Origin of the sequence: Burkholderia sp. LS-044, from assembly GCF_004803625.1 — a bacterium.
GTDB classification, from domain to species: Bacteria; Pseudomonadota; Gammaproteobacteria; order Burkholderiales; family Burkholderiaceae; genus Burkholderia; species Burkholderia cepacia.
Window position 1 is genome coordinate 41,949 of sequence record NZ_SSWO01000009.1, and the last position, 19,768, is coordinate 61,716.

18 protein-coding genes are annotated in these 19,768 nt (G+C 70.8%); all 18 read right to left on the reverse strand.

Annotated features, from left to right (window positions below; translation table 11 throughout):
• Positions 1–8: 8 nt before the first annotated feature.
• From E9536_RS22930 to E9536_RS23015, 18 genes are read right to left on the reverse strand one after another with little or no spacing between them, the layout of a single operon-like run.
• Positions 9–1,082 carry a TauD/TfdA family dioxygenase gene (locus E9536_RS22930; protein WP_060085953.1) on the reverse strand — a complete coding sequence of 358 codons (1,074 nt, stop codon included), beginning with the start codon at positions 1,080–1,082 and terminating at the stop codon, positions 9–11.
• Positions 1,083–1,085: 3 nt separating this feature from the next.
• A complete protein-coding gene (locus E9536_RS22935) occupies positions 1,086–1,748 on the reverse strand; it encodes a class I SAM-dependent methyltransferase (RefSeq protein WP_021160286.1) in 663 nt (220 codons plus the stop codon).
• Positions 1,749–1,786: 38 nt separating this feature from the next.
• Positions 1,787–3,031 (reverse strand): citrate/2-methylcitrate synthase, encoded by a 1,245-nt coding sequence (locus tag E9536_RS22940; protein WP_136470773.1) that lies wholly within the window; start codon positions 3,029–3,031, stop codon positions 1,787–1,789.
• Between the two features lies 1 nt (position 3,032).
• Positions 3,033–4,883, reverse strand: a complete 1,851-nt coding sequence (locus tag E9536_RS22945) for an acyl-CoA dehydrogenase (protein ID WP_168799563.1) — start codon at positions 4,881–4,883, stop codon at positions 3,033–3,035.
• Positions 4,883–5,974, reverse strand: coding sequence for a hypothetical protein (locus E9536_RS22950; RefSeq protein ID WP_136470777.1), 1,092 nt, complete (start codon positions 5,972–5,974; stop codon positions 4,883–4,885). Before E9536_RS22950 ends, E9536_RS22945 begins: the two co-directional genes overlap by 1 nt.
• Positions 5,971–7,545 carry an acyl-CoA ligase (AMP-forming), exosortase A system-associated gene (locus E9536_RS22955; RefSeq protein ID WP_124545567.1) on the reverse strand — a complete coding sequence of 525 codons (1,575 nt, stop codon included), beginning with the start codon at positions 7,543–7,545 and terminating at the stop codon, positions 5,971–5,973. Before E9536_RS22955 ends, E9536_RS22950 begins: the two co-directional genes overlap by 4 nt.
• Positions 7,546–7,569: 24 nt before the next feature.
• Positions 7,570–8,745 carry a PLP-dependent decarboxylase gene (locus E9536_RS22960; RefSeq protein ID WP_136470779.1) on the reverse strand — a complete coding sequence of 392 codons (1,176 nt, stop codon included), beginning with the start codon at positions 8,743–8,745 and terminating at the stop codon, positions 7,570–7,572.
• The gene (locus E9536_RS22965; RefSeq protein ID WP_060357784.1) at positions 8,735–9,715 is read right to left on the reverse strand and encodes a 3-oxoacyl-ACP synthase; all 981 of its coding nucleotides are present in this window, start codon (positions 9,713–9,715) and stop codon (positions 8,735–8,737) included. The genes E9536_RS22960 and E9536_RS22965 overlap by 11 nt, the downstream gene beginning before the upstream one ends.
• Positions 9,716–9,718: 3 nt before the next feature.
• Positions 9,719–10,702 carry a ferritin-like domain-containing protein gene (locus E9536_RS22970; RefSeq protein WP_021164011.1) on the reverse strand — a complete coding sequence of 328 codons (984 nt, stop codon included), beginning with the start codon at positions 10,700–10,702 and terminating at the stop codon, positions 9,719–9,721.
• Positions 10,703–11,326 (reverse strand): hypothetical protein, encoded by a 624-nt coding sequence (locus E9536_RS22975; protein ID WP_136470781.1) that lies wholly within the window; start codon positions 11,324–11,326, stop codon positions 10,703–10,705. It abuts the gene before it with no gap.
• Position 11,327: 1 nt separating this feature from the next.
• Positions 11,328–12,230 (reverse strand): hypothetical protein, encoded by a 903-nt coding sequence (locus E9536_RS22980; RefSeq protein WP_060312929.1) that lies wholly within the window; start codon positions 12,228–12,230, stop codon positions 11,328–11,330.
• 7 nt (positions 12,231–12,237) lie between these two features.
• Positions 12,238–12,492, reverse strand: a complete 255-nt coding sequence (locus E9536_RS22985) for an acyl carrier protein (RefSeq protein WP_006481176.1) — start codon at positions 12,490–12,492, stop codon at positions 12,238–12,240.
• A 58-nt stretch (positions 12,493–12,550) separates the two neighbouring features.
• Positions 12,551–13,654 carry a hypothetical protein gene (locus E9536_RS22990; RefSeq protein ID WP_136470783.1) on the reverse strand — a complete coding sequence of 368 codons (1,104 nt, stop codon included), beginning with the start codon at positions 13,652–13,654 and terminating at the stop codon, positions 12,551–12,553.
• Between the two features lie 15 nt (positions 13,655–13,669).
• Positions 13,670–14,989, reverse strand: coding sequence for a hypothetical protein (locus E9536_RS22995; RefSeq protein WP_136470785.1), 1,320 nt, complete (start codon positions 14,987–14,989; stop codon positions 13,670–13,672).
• Entirely contained in the window at positions 14,979–15,719 is a 741-nt protein-coding gene (locus E9536_RS23000; protein WP_021161211.1) for an outer membrane lipoprotein-sorting protein, read from the reverse strand. Before E9536_RS23000 ends, E9536_RS22995 begins: the two co-directional genes overlap by 11 nt.
• Positions 15,716–16,933, reverse strand: coding sequence for an FtsX-like permease family protein (locus E9536_RS23005; protein WP_060170296.1), 1,218 nt, complete (start codon positions 16,931–16,933; stop codon positions 15,716–15,718). The genes E9536_RS23000 and E9536_RS23005 overlap by 4 nt, the downstream gene beginning before the upstream one ends.
• Positions 16,905–17,615 carry an ABC transporter ATP-binding protein gene (locus E9536_RS23010; RefSeq protein WP_060085965.1) on the reverse strand — a complete coding sequence of 237 codons (711 nt, stop codon included), beginning with the start codon at positions 17,613–17,615 and terminating at the stop codon, positions 16,905–16,907. Before E9536_RS23010 ends, E9536_RS23005 begins: the two co-directional genes overlap by 29 nt.
• Positions 17,612–19,375, reverse strand: coding sequence for a fatty acyl-AMP ligase (locus tag E9536_RS23015; protein ID WP_136470787.1), 1,764 nt, complete (start codon positions 19,373–19,375; stop codon positions 17,612–17,614). Before E9536_RS23015 ends, E9536_RS23010 begins: the two co-directional genes overlap by 4 nt.
• Positions 19,376–19,768: the final 393 nt, after the last annotated feature.

Below are 19,768 nucleotides of genomic sequence, written 5' to 3' on the forward strand. Positions count from 1 at the left end.
GCTTCCTGTCAGTCGAACAGCATGACCTGCGTGTCGCGCGCGCCCCGGTACGGGTTGCGGCCGTGCGCGACCAGCATGTTGTCGACGACGAGCACGTCGCCGGCCTGCCACGGGAATGCGAGTTCCTCTTCGTCGAACGCGTCGTAGATCGCGACGAGATCGTCGAACGGCATCGGCGAGCCGTCGCCGTAGCGGATCTCGTACGGGAACGCGGCGCGCGCGCCGTACATGCGCTGCAGGTAGCGGTAGCTGAGCTCGCCCATCGAGCGCGGATTCGGGTGCTGCGCGCTCGCCTGGTTGAACCAGACGGTTTCGCCGGTGCGCGGATGCGCGCGCAGCGCGCTGCCGACGTGCGACACGGTCACGCTGCCGTCGTCGAGCCAGCGGCAGCCGACGCCGCGTTCCGCGCACAGCCGCTCGACCTCGTCGCGGTCGCGCGTGCCGAACGCGTCGTGCCACGGCCGGTGGTATTCGGCGAACGGCAGGTTCGGGTTGGCGGCGAGGCCGTCCGCGCGATCGCCGGGTGCCGCGAAGTTGCGCAGGTACATCACGCCGCGCGCGGCGAACCGTTCGCGCAGCGCGGCCGGCACGCGCGCCGTCACGCGCCGCATGTCGCAGATCGGCGTTTCGCCGCCCGCATCGGCCGGCCGCCGGCAATAGAACGCGACGAGGCGCGGGAACGTGGGCATGTAGGCCATCTCCTGGTGCAGCCCGATCTTGAACGGCGGCGGCATGCGGGTCGATTCGTACACCTGGCCGTCGATCTGCTTGCGCGGCGCGGCGCCCGCCGTGTAACCGTTCGCGTGCGCCGGATACAGCGCGCCGAGGCGGCCGAACGCGGCGGTGTCGGGCACCGCGAAGCCGCGCCACAGCAGCGCGCCGCACGCGTCGAGCAGCGTGTCGATCGTGTCGAGCCGCGAGCGGTACCACGCGACGAACATCTCGGGCGAGGTCGCGAGCTCGGCGCTGCGCGGCGTCACGCACAGCGGCAGCGTCGCGCCGGGTGCGACCGCCGCGCAGTGCACGTCGTCGGCGCCGAGCCGCACGGCGGCGTGCGCGGCGAGAAAGGCGAGGTCGGTCATCGCTCAGGCCAGCGCCGGTTTCTTCAGCAGGATCTCGAAGCCGAGCGCGCCGAGCCCGGCGCTCGGGCTGTAGATCGACGCGACGTCCGCGAGGCCGGCTTCGGCGACGAGCGCGTGCGCTTCGTCGAGCGTGATCTTTTCCTCGACGTGGGTCGGCGGATAGTCGGCGGCGGCGCGCATCTCGGTGAAGCGGTCGAGCAGGTGCTGCGGCGCGTCGCGGCGCATGTCGTGCACGAGCGCGATGCCGCCCGGCTCCAGCACGCGATACATCTCGGTGAGGCTGAGCGCCTTGTCGGGCAGGTGGTGCAGCGTCGCGCGGCCGACGGCCATCGTCAGCGTGCCGTCGTCGAACGGCAGCGCGAGCGCGTCGCCGACGCGCATCTCGATCGTGTCGTCGAGATCGAGTTCGCGGATGCGCGGGCGGCCTTCGTCGAGCATCGCCGGATCGAGGTCGATGCCGACGTAGCGCCAGCCGCGCATCGCCGGGTCGGTGGCGAGCCGCACCGGCACGACGCCGGTGGCCGTGCCGATGTCGGCGATCACGCCGGGCGTCATCCCGCGCGCGAGCTGGCGGATGCGGCTGATGAACAGCAGGTCCCACGGTTCGAGCGTTTCGGTGGCGAAGCGATCGTAGTCGTTCGCCGGGCGCAGGTTCTTGAGCAGCATGACGTTCCTTTTGCTGAAGGGTGCCGATGGATGAAGGTTCACAGCCAGCCGACCGGCACGGCGGCCAGCAGCCGTCGCGCAGTCGCGCTGTTGACGCCGAAAGCCGGGCGGCGCCGGCGCTCGACCGCATGCGCGGCCATCGCCGCGATGCGCGCGCCGAGCCCGACACCGACGCCCCACGACGGCGCGGCGACACCGAGTTCGAGCAGCGTCGCGGCCGTCAGGAAATCGATGTTCGGCCGCAACGCGCGGCGGGCGTCGGCCTGGGCGCAGCACGCGTCGAACAGCGTCACGTACGCGCCGTCGAAGCCGTGCGCGGCGAACAGGCCGCGCATGTGCGGCGGACGCGGATCGGTGACGAACAGCGGATGGCCGAAGCCGTACAGCGTGTGCTTCGCGTCGAGCGCCGCATCGATCGCCGCGCGGCCGGCGGCGTCGAGCGCGGCGGGCGGTGCGTCGATGCCGCCCGGCGCCGAGCGTGCGAGCGCGGCGAGCCAGTGCATCGCTTCGAGTGCCGCGCCGACGTGCGACGGGCCGCTCGCGAGGAAACCGGACGCGATTGCCTGCGTGAGCGTGACGCCGGTGCCGATCGCGACGCGCGGCGCGAGCACGGTCGGCGTGATGTAGCCGAAGCCGGCGTGCCACGCGACGAGCAGCATGTCCATTGCGGCTTGCGCTTGCGCATCGTGGCGCGTCGCGCCGGTCAGCACGAGCATGCGTTGCGCTTGCGTCGCGGCGGTATCGAGCGAAGCGCCGCCGTCGGTGCCGGCGGCAAACGGACGGCTTTCGATCGCCGCGTGCAGCAGGAACGGCGCGGCGGCCGCGCACAGCAGCATCGTGTCGAGATCGGCGTCGTCCGGCGCGATGCCGGGCATGCGTGCCGTCACGTCGTCGAAGCCGCGCAACAGGCCGGACGCGGCCGCGAACACCGGCGCGACACCCGCCGCGCCGAGATCCGCGGCGACGGACTGCGCGGCCGAGCCGGGCGCCAGCGCCTCGGCGAACGCCGCGAGCCGCGTGCGGATCGCCGCCTCGTGCTTGCCATGAGCCGCGTTGTCCGGCGCGACGTCGAACCACAGGTGCGCGAGCGCGCCTTCGAACGTCGTCGCGCCGATCAGCGCGTTCAGGTCGAGATCGCGCACGCGCAGCGCTTCGGGCTCGAGCGTCGCGCCGTCGATGTCGGTGCCGCGATGGCGCGTTGCCGGGCGGCCGAGCAGGTTGCGCGGCGCGTCGCCGGTCGAGGCGGCCGAAGCGTTCGTGCCGGAATCGAGTGTCGTGTCCATGTCATTCCGCCTGCGCGAGTTCTTCGCTGCTGACGCTGATCGCCGCGTGCGCCATCGCGGCGATCACGGCCGCGTGCTGGTCGACCACGGGCAGCACGTTCGCGAAGTAGTAGCGCGCGCTTTTCAGCTTGCCGCGATAGAACGCGAGTTCGGCCGGCGTGTCGGCCGTGTCCGGCGCGTCGAGCCGGCGCGCGGCGATCGTCGCCGATTCGAGCAGCACCCACGCCGACGTGACGACGCCGAACATCTCGAGAAAACGCGTGTAGAACTGGCTGCTGCGGTGCGTGTGGCCGTCCTGCACGTCGCGCGCGATGTCGTCGAGCGCGGCGGCGATCCGGTCGGCACCCGTGCGCAGCGCGTCGAACAGCGGGCGCAGCTCCGCATGCGTGCTCGTGTGATGCTGGCGCGCGAGGAACACGTCGAGTTCGTCGCGGTAGTACTGGATCAGCCGCGAATGGCGGCCGAAGCCGAGCTTGTCGCGCACGAGGTCCTGCGCCTGGATGTAGTTCGTGCCTTCCCAGATCGACAGGATCTTCACGTCGCGCGCGTTCTGCTCGACGGGGCTCGCGTCGGTGTAGCCGAGCCCGCCGTGCACCTGGATCGCGGTTTCGCAGATCCGCCACGCCTGGTCGGAGATGAACGCCTTGCAGACCGGCGTCAGCAGCAGTTGCAGCTTGCGGTGGCGCTCGATCTCGGCCGGATCGGCGTCGGGTGTCGCTTCGAGCATCGCCGCGCGCGTGGCGGTCGCGGCGAGCTTGCCGAGCAGGCCGCGGCAGCCGTCGACGCGGCTCTTCATGTCGACCAGCATGCGCTGCACGTCCGCGTGCTCGACGATCGCGACGCGCGCGGCATTCGTGTTCGACGCGCGCTCGATCGGCCGGCCCTGCAGCCGGCGGCCCGCATACTCGACCGCGTGCAGGTACGCGCTCGACGCGACGCCGACGCCGAACATCCCGGTACTCATCCGCGCCTGGTTCATCAGCGGCATCAGCTGGAGCAGGCCGACGTTGCGCCGGCCGCCGAGCAGCCAGCCGCGGGTCGTGCCGTTCGCGCCGAACACCAGGTGCGTGTTCGCGCAGCCCTTGAGCCCCATCTTGCGCGGCAGGCCGATGCAGTCGACATGGTTCGGCTGCAGCTCGCCGGTTTCCTCGTCCGGCCAGAAGCGCGGCACGACGAGGCACGACAGCGAGAAGGAATCGGGCGACGCGGTGTCGATGCGGCCGAGCACGAAATACAGCGTGTTCTCGGTCAGCTCGTGCATGCCGGCCGAGATGTAGACCTTCTCGCCGTCGATCTCGTAGATGTCGCGTTCGAGCGGCGTCGCGCGCAGCGCGACCGCGGTGAGGTCGGTGCCGGCCTGCGGCTCGGTCGCGCAGAAGCACGCATCCCAGCGGTACGCCTCGAGCGGCGCGATCATCGCCTTCTGGTGCGGCGTGCCGTGCATCTGCAGCAGCTTGACCGCGGGGCGCGTGAAGCCGCCGTACGTCATGAACGACGGGTTCGCGCCCATGAACATCTCGTAGATCATCTGCGTGACGATCGGCGGCAGCCCGTGCGCGGTGCCGAACAGCGTGTTCGACCATTCGTCGCGAAACCGCGCCCACAACGCGTGGAAATGCGACGGAATGCGCACCTGGCCGTCGTCGAGCAGTGTGCAGCCCTCGACGTCCGCCTGCTGGTAGCTGCGGCCGAGGTCGAGCGCAAAGTCGCGCGCGCGTTCGAGCAGCGCGTCGATCGACGCGCGATCGTGGGTGCCGTACAGGCCGTGTTCCGCCAGGAACTGCTTGTCGGCTTCGAACAGTTCCCACAGAAAGAAGCGCAGTTCGCGCAGGCTGACCTTGTAGGCGCTCATCATGCGTCTCCTTCGATATCGAGCGCGGCATCGAGGCCGCCGGCGAGGTCGACGACGGCCGCCGCCGCCGCGCCATGCAGTGCCGCATCCCACACGAGCACCGTGCGGCGCTCGCCTTCGTCGAGCGCACCGGCGAGCCGGATCAGCGCGGCCGCCGATTCGGCCGACGACAGGTGGCCCGATCCGTCGTGCTGAATCCGTGCGCCGACCGGGATCGACGCGGCGTCGGCCACGCGCGCCGCGAAGCCGGGATCGAAGCCGGGAGGCACGCACCAGTCGATCTGGTCGGCGCGCAGCCCGGCCATGTCGAGCGCGCGGCGGATCGCGCGCGCGGCGAGCGGCGCGAGCGTGTCGCGCAGCGCGCCCGGCGCGTCGGCCCACGGATCGGCGATCGACGGCCCGAACTCGAGCGCGACGGACCGCACGCCACCCCAGTCGGCTGGCTCGGGCGCCGGGCCCGCACGCGACACGAGCAGCGCGGCGGCCGCGTCGCCGTAGCCGACCAGGTCGCCGAACTGGCGGAAGAACGGGTAGAGCCACTTGTCGCTGAGGATCACGAGCGCCTGGTCGCCTTCGTCGAGCAGCCCGTCGAGCAGCATCAGCGCCGAATACCAGCCGAGCGTGCCGTTCTGGCCGAGCGCGAACGGCGTCACGCGCTGCAGGCCGAGTTCGTACTGCATGCGGCCGACGACCGAGTCGCCGATGCCTTCGTTGAGCGCGCAGCTCGCGACGATCACGTGGGTCGTGCGGGCCAGTTGCCCGGAGCCGAGCTGGTCGCGCAGGTCGAGCGCGGCGTCGGCGGCGAGATCGGCGAGGCTGCGCCCGGGCGGCGCGACCCGCAGCGCGGGCCGGCCGCCCGGCGCGAGGCGCGTGCCTTCCTCGGGCGTCAGCGCGCCCATCCCGCGCGGCCGCGCGAAGCGCGCCTGCGGCAGCAGCAGGTGCCGGTAGCCGGGATGGCGCTCCTGTGCCTGGATCGCGCTGAACACGACGGCGGGCGGCAGCACCACGACGCCGCCGGACAGGGCGAGCGTGCCGGGCTCGGCGACGCGGCGCGCGCCGAGGCAGGTTTCATCGAGCATCGACAGGGTCATGCGGCGGTCTCCTCGTTCGTGTGCGCGAACGCGTCGCGATACTGGTTTTTCAGCGCGGGGCGGTCGATCTTGCCGTTCGGGTTGCGCGGCAGCGCCGGCAGCGGCTCGACGACGAGCGGGCTCATGTAGGTCGGCAACGCGTCGCGGCACGCGCGTGCGATGTCGGCGCGGCACGCGTCGGCGTCGAGCGTCGACACGACACACGCGGCGATCGCCTCGCCGAGCGACGCGTGCGGCACGCCGAACACCGCCGCCTCGCGGATGTGCGGCAGCGCGAACAGCACGTCCTCGACCTCGGTCGGGCTGACGCGGTAGCCGGAGGTCTTGATCATGTCGTCGCCGCGCGCGACGAAATACAGGTAGCCGTCGGCGTCGCGCCGCACGATGTCGCCGGACCACACCGCGACGTCGGGGCGCGGGATCTCGCCGTGCCGGCGCGGCAGCGGGCGAAAGCGCTGCGCGGTCAGCTCGGGCCGGTTCCAGTAGCCGAGCGTGACGAACGCGCCGCGATGCACGAGTTCGCCGGGCTCGTCGGCCGCGCATTCGCTGCCGTCCGCACGCAGCACGAGGATCTCGGCGTTCGGCACGGCCTTGCCGATCGACGTCGGGCGCAACGCCGCGTCGGCCGGCGGCAGGTACGTCGAACGGAACGCTTCGGTCAGTCCGTACATCAGGTACGGCGCGGCGTGCGTGAACAGCGCCTGCAGGCGGTGCAGCAGTGGCGTCGCGAGATGGCCGCCGGTGTTCGCGAAGCGGCGGATTCGCGTGCGCGCCGTATCGCTCCAGCCGGCCGACGCGAGCTGCATCCACAGCGGCGGCACGCCGGTGATCGACGTCACGCCGAACGCGTCGCAATGGCGCGGCACGTCGGCCGGCTGCAGGAAGTCGAGCGGCGCGTAACACGCGCCCGACGCCAGCGCGGTCGTGAGCTGGCTCAGGCCCGCGTCGAAGCTGAGCGGCAGCACGCCGAGCACGACGTCGTCGTCGGCCAGCCCCTGGTACGCGGCGACGCTGAACGCGCCCGACACCAGGTTGCGGTGCGACACGACCACGCCTTTGGGCTTGCCGGTCGAGCCGGACGTGTAGAGCAGCGCGGCGGGATCGTCGTCGACCGGGCGGCCGGCGGCGAACGGTGCCGGAGCGCCGGCGTCGGACGCGGCGATCGCATCGGCCAGCTCCTCGATCAGCATCGTGCGGGTGCCGACGAGCGCGGCGAGCGCCGGCAGGCGCTTCAATCGCTGCGCGCCGGTCATGAACAGCGCCGCGCCGCTGTCGGCGACGATGTGTTCGATCTGCGCTTCCTTCAATTGCGGATTGACCGGCACGAAGATCGCGCCGAGTGCGTTGGCCGCGAGCATCGCGACCACGGTTTCGATGCGTTTCGGCGCGTAGATGGCGACGCGCTCGCCGGGCCGCACGCCGCGCGACGCGAGTGCGGCGGCCGCGCGGCGGACCGCGCGCGCGAGCTGTTCGTAGGTCATCGTGCCGCCGCCGTCGGCATACGCGGGATGATGCGGCCAGCGCGCGGCGCCGTGTTCGAGCAGGTCGGCGATGCTGATCAGGGCGTTCATGATCGGCTCCTCTCTCTGGTGGGTCTAGGCGGGCCGCACGTACACGTGCGCGGCTTCGTGGGACAGGAAATGCGCCATCGAGTACGTCCGGTGATAGGCGCCGCAGCGCGCGAATACGGCGATGTCGCCGACCTGCGGCGGCGCGCCGGTATCGTCGCGGCCGATCACGTCCGCGCGGCTGCACGTGCTGCCGGCGTAGATCGTCGGCACGCCGCGCGCGGGCGGTGCCGGCGTGCGGCGTACGAGCGACGGCGCGGCCAGCCGGCGCATCACCGATTCGGTCTGCGCGAGCAGGAACGCATGCGACAGCCCGCCGTCGCAGACGGCGATCGTGCGGTCCTGCCATGTCTTGACCGCGACGACGCGCGTCGCGAACACGCCCGCGTCGGCGAAGATCGCGCGGCCGGATTCGTGCGCGAGCGAGTACGGGCCGGCCAGCGGGGCGAGCGCGGTCGCATAGCGCTCGAACGCGGCATCGCCCGGGTGGTCGTCGGCGAAACCGCCGCCGAGGCTCAGCGAGCCGAGCGGTGCGCCGTTGGCCGGCGCGAGATCGCGGGCGAGCGCCGCGAGCCGCTCGGGCAGCACGAGCGTGTCGGGCTGCGTGGCGTCCTGGCGGATGAACGAATGCGGGCCGGAGAACACGTGCAGCCCGGCAACGGGCAGGCCGGCGGCGGCGAGCGTGCGCACCGCGTCGTGCGCCTCGTTCGGCGTCATTCCGAAGTGGTCGTGCCACAGCGCCCGCGCGTCGTCGCCGGCCAGCGCGCCGGCATTCACGCGCAGCAGTACCGGGCCCGGCGTGCTGCCGCCGGCCGCGGCTTCGCGCGCCAGCGGCACGAAGCGCGCGACCGCGTCCGGGTTGTCGAGCACGAAATGGCAGCGCGACGCGAGCCCGGCGCGCATGAACATCTCGTCCATCGACGGGTTGTTCAGGTAGCGCGGCGTCCTGATCCGGCCGATCACCGCGTCGAGTTCGCCGCGGCTCGCGAGTTCGACGCCGTCCTCGTACGCATGGGCACAGCGCGCGAGCATGTCCTGGTTCGGGTTCGCCTTCAGCGACACGATCAGCCGCGTGCCGAGCCGCGCCTTCAGCGACCGGTAGCGCGCGATCGCGACTTCCGGCTCGTACACGTAGCACGGCGTGCGCAGGTCGGCGATCCACGCGTGGTCGCCGGTGGGTGGAAGCGGGCGCTCAGGCGTCATGGCGGCCCACCGGATGAAGCGTGGCGGCCGCATACGCGCCGCAGTTCGACTGCATCACGCCGAGCACGCGCTGCCCGCGCGCGACCGCGTCGAGCCCGACGTCGGCCAGGTTGATCGGGAAATCGGAGCAACACGCATGGCCGCGCGCATGGATGTTCTCCGCATACAGCCGCTCGGCCGGCACGCGCATCGCGCGGCACAGCGCGTTCCAGCCCGGCAGGTCGGCGTTGTGCGGCAGCACGAGCTCGTATGCGTCGAGCGCGTGCGATTCGAGCGCGACCGCCGCGTCGATCGCCTTGCGCGTGTACGGCCACTCCATCATGATCAGGTCGGCCTCGTTCGCGGCGACGGTGTCCGAGCCGCGATGCCATTTCGCGTGCGTCTCGATCGCGATGCCGCCGAGCCGGTTCTTCGTGCTGTTGCGCGCGATCAGCATCGCAGCCGCGCCGTCGCACTGCACGCCCGTCATCTGCCGCATCCGGTAATCCTCGCCGTACACGCGGTCGGACGACACGACGAGCGCCGCGTCGAGTTGCGGATAACGACGCATCAGCGCGCGAACGGTCTCGATGCCGGCCGCGACCGACACGCAGTTCAGCTGCGCGACCGAGCCGAGCCACAGCGGCTCGATGCCGAGCTGCGCGGCGAGCTCGTGCGGCAGGCTGCGCGGCGCGGGCGGCACGCTGAACTGCTGCGTGTGCACGTGGACGATCGCGCCGATGTCGGACGGATGCACGCGCGCGGTGTCGAGCAGGCGGCCCGCCGCCGCGATCGCGAGATCGGTCTCGCTCGTGTCGAGCGCCATGTGGAAGTAGCGGCTGCCCGACTGCGCGATCGCCGCGGCCCGTTGCGCCGGGTAGTCGCGCTCGGCGGCCCACGCCTCGATGTCGACGGGCAGGCCCGGCAGTTCGTAGGCCACCGCGTCGATACCGATCCAGAAATCGCGTGACGCTTGGGAGGAGTTCGTCATGGTTCAGTTGAGCGGCATCGCCGCGTAGTCGAGAACATCGAGTTTTTCGAAGGTCGCCTGCACGGTCGGCGTGAGCAGGCCCATCTCGCGGATCGTCGGCACCAGGCGCCGGAAGATCGAGCGGCGGATCGAGCTGGAGACCGGCGACTCGCGCACCATCGCGCTGCATTCGCGCTTCGACAGGCCCATCGGTTCCCAGATGTCGTCCGCACACAGGTGCTCGTACAGCACGGCCGCGCCTTCGCAGACGAATTCCTCGCGCTCGCGCAGCTCGGTCGAACTCATCTCTGCATACACGCGGCACAGCGTGATCCGGCCGACCGCGAAGTGACGCGCCTCGTCGCGCTGGATCCGCAGGAAGAGATCCTTGATGAACGGATCGGTGCTGTACGCGACGACGCTCTGGAAGATCGACAGCGCGATGCCCTCGACGAGCACCTGCATCCCGAGGTTCGTCATGTCGAGCGCGCTGCTCGTGATCGTGTCGTGCAGCAGCCCCTTCAGCGAGCGGCTCATCGGGTAGCTGACGTCGAGCTTCTCGTTGACGAGCTTCGCGTACGCCTCGACGTGGCGCGCTTCGTCCATCATCTGCGCGGCGGCGCACAGGCGCGCGCTCAGGCCATCCTCGGCCGACGCGAGCTTCGATGCGCAGATCAACGCGGCCTGCTCGCCGTGCAGGATCTGCGACAGCAGCCAGCCCTGCGCGTGATGGCGCACCTCGCGCTTGTCGGCGTCGGACAGCTTGCTCCACAGCTCGGTGCCGTAGATCAGCAGCGTCGGGTCGGGCATGCCGAGCGGATTCGCCGGGTCGAGGTCGTGGCTCCAGTCGACGTCGGTCGCGACGTCCCACTGCGCGGCCTTCGCCTTTTCGTAGAGCCGGTTCAGCGCCTCTTCGCGCAGCGCGTAGTCGTTCGACATCAGGGCGTCGACGGGCATCGACCAGCGGATGTCGGCCGTGTCCTGCATAACGGTGAGCGTGTCAGTCATTTAGGGTCTCCCCGGCCGCGCGGCGGCGCCGGAATGATGGGCGGAATCGGTAAGCGTCGTGGCGGCGCCGCGCGGTGACGGCGGATGCGGCACGAGGCGGATCGCATACGACGGCCACGGGCCGCGCAGCTGCGCGTCGAACGCATCGGCGAGCCGCGCGGGCCAGATCGCGCAGCACACGCGGTTGTCGCCGGAGAACTCGGCATCGCGCAGGATCCGGTCGCCGATCCACACGACGGGCGCGCCGCGCGCGGCGTCGCGCAGCGCTTCGTCGTACAGGTGCACGCCGAGCAGCACGTGCGGCGCGAGCAGTTCGGCCGGCAGCGCGCCGAAGTACGGCGCGCAGACTTCGATGAACACGCGTGCGTCCGGATGCACCGCGTCGCGGATTCGCGCGGTCGCTTCCGCGAGGAACGCGAAATACTGGACGTGGTCGAGCAGCACGCGGCGCTCGCCGCCGGATGCGTCGCCGGCGTCGTATGGTTCGCCGGCCGCTTCCGCGAGCGCGGCGCGCGCGTAGTCGGCCGGCGTGTCGAGCGGCATCCGGTACGCACTCGCGGCGACTGCGACCGGCTGCCGCGCATCGCGCTCGATCCGGTAGGTGAAGTGAACGGGCCGCACCATGTCATGCCTCGCTGTCGAGAGAGAACGTCGCGTCCGGCGCGAATGCGACGTCGGCGACCGCGTAATAGCCGTTCAGCGCGAGCGAGCAGACGGCCGCGCGGCGCGGCGTGTCGCCGTCGCGATGCGCGAGCAGCACCGACAGCCACGGATCGCTGCCGAACGCATGGCCGAACAGCCCGTGGCCGTCGGGCAGCAGCGGCGTCTTGCCGACCGACGCGAGCAGCGCGCGGCGCGACGTCGCCGGAAAGAACGGCAGCGCCGCGTGCACGCCGGGGCGGGCCGCGCAGAAGGTGCGGATGTCGCGGCCGAGCCGCACGACCGCGCTGGCCGGCGGCGCGGCGTCCGCGAGCACCGACGGTGCGGCCGGCGACGCTTCGCGGCCGACGTCGACGAGCAGCGTGCACACGCCGAAGCCCGAACGCCCCCACGCGGGGTTGCCGTGCCAGTACGTATAGCCGTGCACGTCGACGTCGACGATCTGCAGCAGCAGCGTGCGCGGCCCGGTTTCGGCCGCGGTGGCGAGCGCGCGGCGCAACACGTAGCCCCAGCCCGCGCATTCGTACGAACAGGTCATCCAGTCGGGCGTGTAGTCGTTCGCGCCCGCGAGCGCCTGCGCGAACACGCGATGCTGCGGCGAATCGTTCATCAGCAGCATCGACAGGATCGTCGAGCTGACCACGTAGTCGTCCGCGCCGACCGCGCCGCACAGCCGCTCGCGTTCGGCGCACGCGAGCGAGCCGATCGCGCGGGCCGTGTCGTCGAGCGGCACGGCCGCGCCGTCGCGTGACGGCGCGACGCGCCGGTACGCGAGCGCCTGCACGGTCAGTGCGGTCGCCGGGGCCGCCGGGGCCACCGGGAGCGGCTCGGCGGCGGCGGCCGCCACGGTCGCAAGGGGCGCGAGCATCGTCGTGTCAGGCGGCGTGCTGCTGGCTGCGCAGTTGCGCGTCGAGCTGCTGCAGCGTCGTGTACTGCGTGATGTTCAGCGCTTCCGGGTCGATCGAACCGTAGAGCTGTTCGCAGAACACGATCAGCTCGACGATGTTCAGCGAATCGATGCCGAGTTCGCCGATGCCGGCATCGGTGTCGACGGTCTCGACATTGAGGATCTTCGCGACTTCGCGGGACAGGATGTCGAGCGCGTCGGCCGGAACGTTCTGGGTCGTCATGAGAGGAGCTCCTGGTAATGAAGTGGGTTGATCGGGATCGATCGGCCTGTCGCGTGGGTCAACTGCCGGCTTCGCAGCGCAGGCTCTTGCGAAGCTCGTGATAACAACGGTACGAACTGCCTTCCATCTTCGAAAACGCCAGCAGGTCGCGCTGGTCGTCGAACGTCGCGACCCGGCCGTCGCGCACGAGCGCCGTCAGGAACTCGTTCGACAGCAGCTTGATCGCGAGCACGCGCTGCACCTTGCCGAAGCTGTAGTGCGCGTCGTCGGTCTGGCTGCACGCGGCGTCCGCGATGAAGCGGTGGACGGCGCGCGCGTCGGCGTCGAGTTCGACGCGGCCGGTTTGCGCGAGCCATTCGACGTGCGCCATCAGCGCGCGGACGAAGTAGGGGCGCACGACGGTCAGGTACTTGTTGAACACGGTCGGGCCGCCGATCCGCAGGCGATCCTCGGCGCTCACGCGCACCTGGCCGCCGACGTTCGCGAGTTGCAGGTTGCCCGCCAGAAACGGCGCGCCGCAGGTCGTGCGCTTGAGCTTGCGGTACTCGTCGGGCCACACGAGGTACGCGGCCGGGAACATCACGCCCGGCAGCCGCGCGGCGACGACCGCCATGCAGTCGCGATGCGCTTCGATGCCCCACACCTTGTCGACGGTGAGCGCAAGGCCGTTATCGTCGCTGCGCACGACCGTGCGCCAGGCGGCGAGGGTCGGGCCGCCGCCGTCGCTCATCAGGAACGCGAAGTTGTGGCCGCTGTCGATGCAGTCGCATGCGCGACGGTTCTGGTCGTCGGAGAAGAACAACCCGAACATGATGCGGATGAACGCGCGCATGAACGGCTTGAACAGGTGATGAAACCCTTCGCGTTCGATCTGGCCGAGCAGCGCTTCGGTGAGCGGCGCCTCGTCGTGCCGCAGCGGCGTCGACGCGGACGAATCGGGCAGCACGTCCGGCGTGGCGGCGCGCAGCGCGATCACCATCTCGCTGTCGAGCAGCCGCACGGCGGCCGCCTCGACGAGCCGGGCGGCCGCGCGCGGCGGCGTGCCGATGGTGCCGATCGTGTCGAGGTGCCGCAGCACCGGATACGCGGCCTGGTCGGCCACGCGCAGCAGCGGCGGCGGCGGCAGGTCGGCGGACGAAGCGGGGGCGGAAAGCGTGGACATGGGGCGGGGTTCCTGTCAGAAGCGCACGCGCACGGCGGCGTCGATACGGGTGCCGAGACCGACCATCCGGTACTCGGAGTTGCTGTCGGAGAACGCGCGGGTGAGCGCGACATCGACGCTCACGCGCTTGTTCACGTCGGCGACGACCTGGGCGATTGCGAGCAGGCCCTTGTCCTGCGGCGAATACACGCCGCGCAGCGAATACTCGACGCGGCCGATCTTCTTGCCGAGCCGCGCGAACAGGTAGTCGCGCAGGTTGCCGTCCGCGCTCACGAAATCGGCGGTGCCGCCGAGGCCGGCCAGCGCGGGGCCGGGCGCGACGGGCAGCAGCGCGTTGTTCGCGCGCACCGCGCCGACCATCCGGCGCCACTGGTTCGCGTCGTAACGCGCCTCGTCGTGCGACCACTCGACGATCAGCGACAGGTTGCCGGGCAGTGCGCTCTGCATGCCGACCGCGCTGCGCCACATGACCTGGCGGTCGTTGCGGCGATCGACGGCGTCGTATGCGGCCGGCGAATCGAGCGGCGTGCCGTTCGCGATGAAGGCCGGCAGCGGCCGTGTCGTGCCGCGCTCGAGCCACGCGCTCGCATAAACGGTGTTCGAGCGTGCGACGTCGAACGACAGCGTCGCGCCCGCGCCGCCGCGGCCCGCATGACGTCCGGCGAGCAGCGCGGCCGAGCCGCCCGACCAGTTGTACGCGCCGCGCACGAGCTGCGTCGCGCCCTGCACGTCGCGGTTGTCGACGTCGTTGCGCAGCGTGCGGTTCTCGCCGGCGATGAACTGCAGCGTGGCCTGTTCGCCGGCCCATTTCGCTTCGACGAGCGGCGTGCCTTCGACGTCGCCGTAGCGGTCGTAGATGTCGGCGGTCGCGGCCCGCTTCTGGAAGAAGCCGAGCGGGAAGAACGCCTGCGACGTGTCGAGCGGGTCGATCCGCTTGCCGGCGGTGAGCGTGATGCCGTTGTCGAATGCGTAGCGCACGCCGGCCTCGTTGAAGCGGGTGGCCTGCGCGCCGAGCGAATGGTTGCTCGCGACGGCGCGTGCGTTCAGGAACAGGTTCTCGCCGTCGATGCGCGCGAGCAGGCCCGCTTCCTGCTGGTTGCGCGGCTGGTCGCCGATCAGGCTGCCGAGCAGCGCATGACCGTCCATGCTGTCGACCGAGCGTGCGTAGGCGACGCCGTTCAGCGTGCTCAACTGTTCCATCAGCGATTCTCCGTGCGCGAGCGTGCAGCCGAGCGCGAGCGGAACGGCGAGTACGACGCCGCGCCGGAGGCGGCCGGGCGAGGGACGAGGGCGGTCACGACGGGCGTCGGCATGGGCGTCGTGGTCACTGGCCATCGGCAAGCGTGTCGGGGTTGAACCAGCCCGACGGAATCTTGCGCGGCTGGCCGTCGAGGATGTCGACGACGCTCGCGCGCTGCTTTTCGATCTCGTTGCGATAGGTGATCTTGCGGATCACCTTGCGCCCGTTCGCATCGACCGGCGCGGAGAAATCGGCGCTGCGGAACAGCAGCCCGCTCGCGAGGAAGAACTGCGCGCGCACCGGCACGTCGGTGTCGGGCGTGACCCACAGCTTGATCGTCGGATAGACGTTGTCGGGGTCGGTCGCGGTCAGGTCGAGCTCGGTGGCCGGCTTGCCGGCGATCGTCGTCGCGCCGGGCGCGGCCGACGCGCGATAGCTGTCCGCCCAGTGCGTGCGCGTGATGTCGCTGATCACGACCTCGCCCTGCAGCCGCTGCATCCCGTTGATGCGTACCGCGCTGCGCGTGTTCGGCACGTAGAACCAGTGGCCGCGCGTCGTCGCGAGATACTTCTGGCCGTCGTTCTCGCCGCTGCGCGTCAGCGCGAGCGTGTCGCCGTTGCCGCGCGTGTAGACGAGATAGCGCGTCGCGTCGCCGGATTGTCCGCCGACCTCGTTCGTGATCTGGATGTTCGTCTGCGTATCGGCGGCCGTGCTGCGGTACGCGTCGGCACGGGCGAGCATGGTCTGGGCCGCCGGTGCGTCGGCTGCGTGGGCGAGCGGCGCGCACGCGACGAGCGCGGCGACCATCAGGCGAATGCGGTTCATGGGGCGAGTCCTTCGAGGATGTTGCGTTTGGCGAGCCCGAGCGTCGCGAGCAGCGCGGCGGCCACGCCGAGCACGACGAACGCGCCTTCGACGGCGGCCACGGCGGCCGGCGAAACCGTGAATTCGAGCAGGATCGGCTTCACCCGGCCCGGCGGCGCGGGCAGGTGGATCTGCGCATGGTTGAGCGCGACCATCGTCAGCAGCGCCGCCGCGATGCCGGCGGCCGCGCCGAGCAGGCCGAGGAACGCGGTCTCCTGGATCAGCACGCCGCGCACCGTCGCGGCCGGCACGCCGAGCGCGCGCAGCGTCGAGATCTCGCGGCGGCGCTCGACGATGCTCATCAGGATCCAGTTGCTCATCGACAGCAGGATCGTCACGCACAGGATCGCGCCGAACACCGAGAACTGGTTCTTGTACAGCGCGACGACCTGGTGATAGAGCGACACGAGCTGGTCCCAGGTCTTCACGTCGAGCGCGGGTAGCGCGGCGCGTAGCGTCGCGGCGGCGGACGGCGTGTGCGCCGTGTCCGACAGGAACACCGCGATGCGCGACGCGCGGTCGGTGCGCAGCAGCGCCTGCGCGGCCGCGAACGTCACGTCGACGATCCGTTCGTCGACGTCCTTGTTGCCCGTGCTCATCACGCCGACGATCTGCGCGTCGGTCGCGTTGATGCCGCCGTGCGCGGTCGAGGCCATCAACTGCACGACCGAGCCGACGTGCACGCCGAGCTTGCGCGCGAGTTCGGCGCCGACGACGACTTCGGTGCCGGCATTCGCGGGCGACAGGTAGCGGCCCGACAGCACCGTGTGATAGTCGAAGAAGCCGGGCGGCTCGCGGTTCGGCTCGATGCCTTCGCCGACGAAGCCGTAGCTGAGATCGCCGTTCGAGATCAGCCCGTCGAAGTCGATGCCGCGCGCGGTGGTGGCGACGCCGTGCAGCGCGGCGACGGCGCGCGCGGCGGCAGCCTGCTCGTCGGCGGTCAGCCCGTACTGCAGCGGCCGTTCGCCGATCAGGTCGAGATAGCCATGGTGCAGCACCTGCACGTGGCCGACGCCGCTGTCGATCGAGCCTTCGCGCACCGCGTCGAAGGTCGCGATCACGTAGCCGAGCGCGAGGCTCGACGCGAACGCGGCGACGCCGATCATCGCCATCGTCAGCACGGTGCGGCGCTTGTTGCGCCAGAGGTTACGCCACGCAAACGTCGACCAGTTCACGATTCACTCCCGGTACGCCGTCGCGCATCTCGATGCGGCGCGGCAGGTGCGCGCACAGACGATCGTCGTGCGACGCAATCAGAAAGGCGGTGCCCAGCGTGCGGTTGGTGTCGAGGATCAACTCGGCCACCGCGCGCGCGTTGGTGCTGTCGAGGCTGGCGGTCGGCTCGTCCGCGATCACGATCGCCGGCTCCTTGGCGAGCGCGCGCGCCAGCGCGACCCGTTGCTGCTCGCCGCCGGACAGCTCGCCGGGGCGGTGGCGTTCGCGCGCGGCGAGTCCCACCGCGTCGAGCATCGCGCGGGCGCGCTCGCGGCGCGTACGCGGCGTGCCCCACGCGAAGCAGCCGAGCTCGACGTTCTCGAGCGCCGACATCACCGGAATCAGGTTGAACTGCTGGAACACGAAGCCGATGCGCTCGCGGCGGATCCGTTCGAGCGTGTCCGGCGCGTCGTCGATCCGATGGCCTTCGAGCCAGCGTTCGCCGCTGCTCGGCACGTCGAGAAAGCCGGCCAGGTTGAGCAGCGTGCTCTTGCCGCTGCCCGACGGGCCGACGAGCGCGACGACGTCGCGCGGGCCGATCGAGATCGACGCGTCGCGCACCGCGACGACGCGGCCCGCGCCCTCGTACACGCGCGTGACGTCGCGCAGCTCGAGCACCGGCGTGAGCGGGGCGGCCGTCATGCGTACGCTCCCTGGCCGGCTTCGGCCGCCGCCGCTGCGTGGATGACAGGCAGCGCACCGTTCGCATAGAGGTCGCGGCATTTCAGGCGCTGCAGCTTGCCGCTGGTGGTGCGCGGCAACGAGCCGGGCTCGACGAAGCACAGATCCTGCGCGGCGAAGCCGATGCGCGACGCGAGCAGCTGCTGGCACTCGGCGCGCGTCTGCGGTGTCGCGTCGGCGGGCCGCGCCTCGATCGCGACGACCAGCCGCTCGGTGCCCGTCTCCGGGTCGGGCAGCCCGAACGCGATGCACGTGCTCTTGCGCAGCGTGCGATGCGATGCCAGCGCTTCCTCGATGTCGTGCGGGAAGTAGTTGCTGCCGCGGATGATGATGACTTCCTTCTTGCGCCCGAGGATATGGAGCTGGCCGTCCGAGACGTAGCCGATGTCGCCGGTGCGGAACCAGCCGTCGGCCGTCAGCGGCGCGGCGATCGAGCCGTCGTCGGGATTCAGGTAGCCGAGCATCACCGACGTGCCGCGAATCGCGACTTCGCCGACGGCGCGGTTCGCGAGGGCGTGGTCGCCGTCGTCGAGGATCCGGAAGGCCATGCCGTCGATCGGCGTGCCCATCGCGAGCACGGTTTCGGTCTCGGTGACGGCGCCGTCGTTCGCGGCGGCCGGTTGCGCGTCGCGCCGCTCGATCAGCGCGCGCCGGTCGAGCGTGTCGGCGATCACGTACGGTGCGCTGTCCACCGTGCCTTCATGCCACGCACGATGCATCGACACCGCGAGCGTCGATTCGGCCATCCCGTAGCACGGCTGCAGCGCCGATGCCGCGAGGCCGTACGGCGCGAACGTCGCGGCGAAGTCGCGCAGCGTCGCGTCGTCCACGCGTTCGCCGCCGATGAAGATGTTGCGGCACGCGGACAGGTCGACGCCTTCCATCGCGGCGGCGTTGAAGCGGCGCACGCAGTAGCGCAGCGCGAAGGTCGGCACCGACGTCGTCGTCGCGCGCGCCGACGCGATGCGCTTCAGCCAGCCGAGCGGATTCCGGATGAAGCTGTTCGGCTGCATCATCAGCAGCGGCGCGCGGTAGTGCAGGTTCGACAGCAGCGTGAGCAGCCCCATGTCGTGATAGAGCGGCAGCCACGAGGCGGTGCCGTCACCGGCCGCGATGTCGAAGCGGACCGACCCGCCGATGCCGAGCACGTTCGCGATCACGTTCTCGTGGCTGAGCACCGCGGCTTTCGGGTGTGACGTCGAGCCCGACGTGAGCTGCACGTGATGCGGATCGTGACCGCTCTTCGCGCTGATCAGTGCGCGCGCGCCGGCATCCGCGGCGATCGACAGCGTGTCGAGATCGACCACGCGCGTCGATGCCGCGGGAAATGCGTCGTCGCGCCACGCGGCGGCCTGTGCATCGGCGGCAATGACGAGGCGCGGCCGGTACAGCTCGCACGCGACGTCGATCACTTGCCTGCCGGCGGTGGCGCGGCGCGCGGGAACGGGCACGGTGCAGGGCAGCGCGCCGGTCATCACGCAGGCCATCATCGCGACCGCGTGCTCGACCGATGCGGGCAAGGCGAGCATCACCAGGTCGTTCTCGCGCACGTCGAGTTCACGCAGCGCGCCGGCCTGATGAAACACTTCTTCCGCGAAGCGCCGGTACGTGATGCCTGCCTCGTTGCCGGCCTCGTCGACGAACGTCATGCGATGCGTGGCGCCCGTGACGTCCTCGAGCGATTCGATCAGGCGATGAATGGTGGATGCGCACTTCGTCACGAGAATCTCCCGTTGAGGAACACGGCCGCTCGTGCCACGGTGCCGGCGGCGCCGTTCGTCGAGTGAGGGGGATTCTTGCCGGATCGACATGACACGACAAACGGAATATTTGCAGGCTATGCATGAGCGCTACGCATCCACTCGTGTCTGCCCCGCACGTATGCATGTGAACCCGCGCCGGGTGAATGGCCGGTACGCATTCGACCGGTCGTCTAGTTCACGATGTGGTGCGCTCATGCGCGGGCGTCATGCAATGCGTTCGGAAAATTCGTTTGTCCGAAGCATCGACTCACAGAAGAATTGCAACCCGGCAGCGCGCCAGCGTCGCCGTGTCATGGCGCCGGGCAGGGTCCGGCTCAAGGAGAGCGTCTTGTCCGTCACCTCATCGCTTGT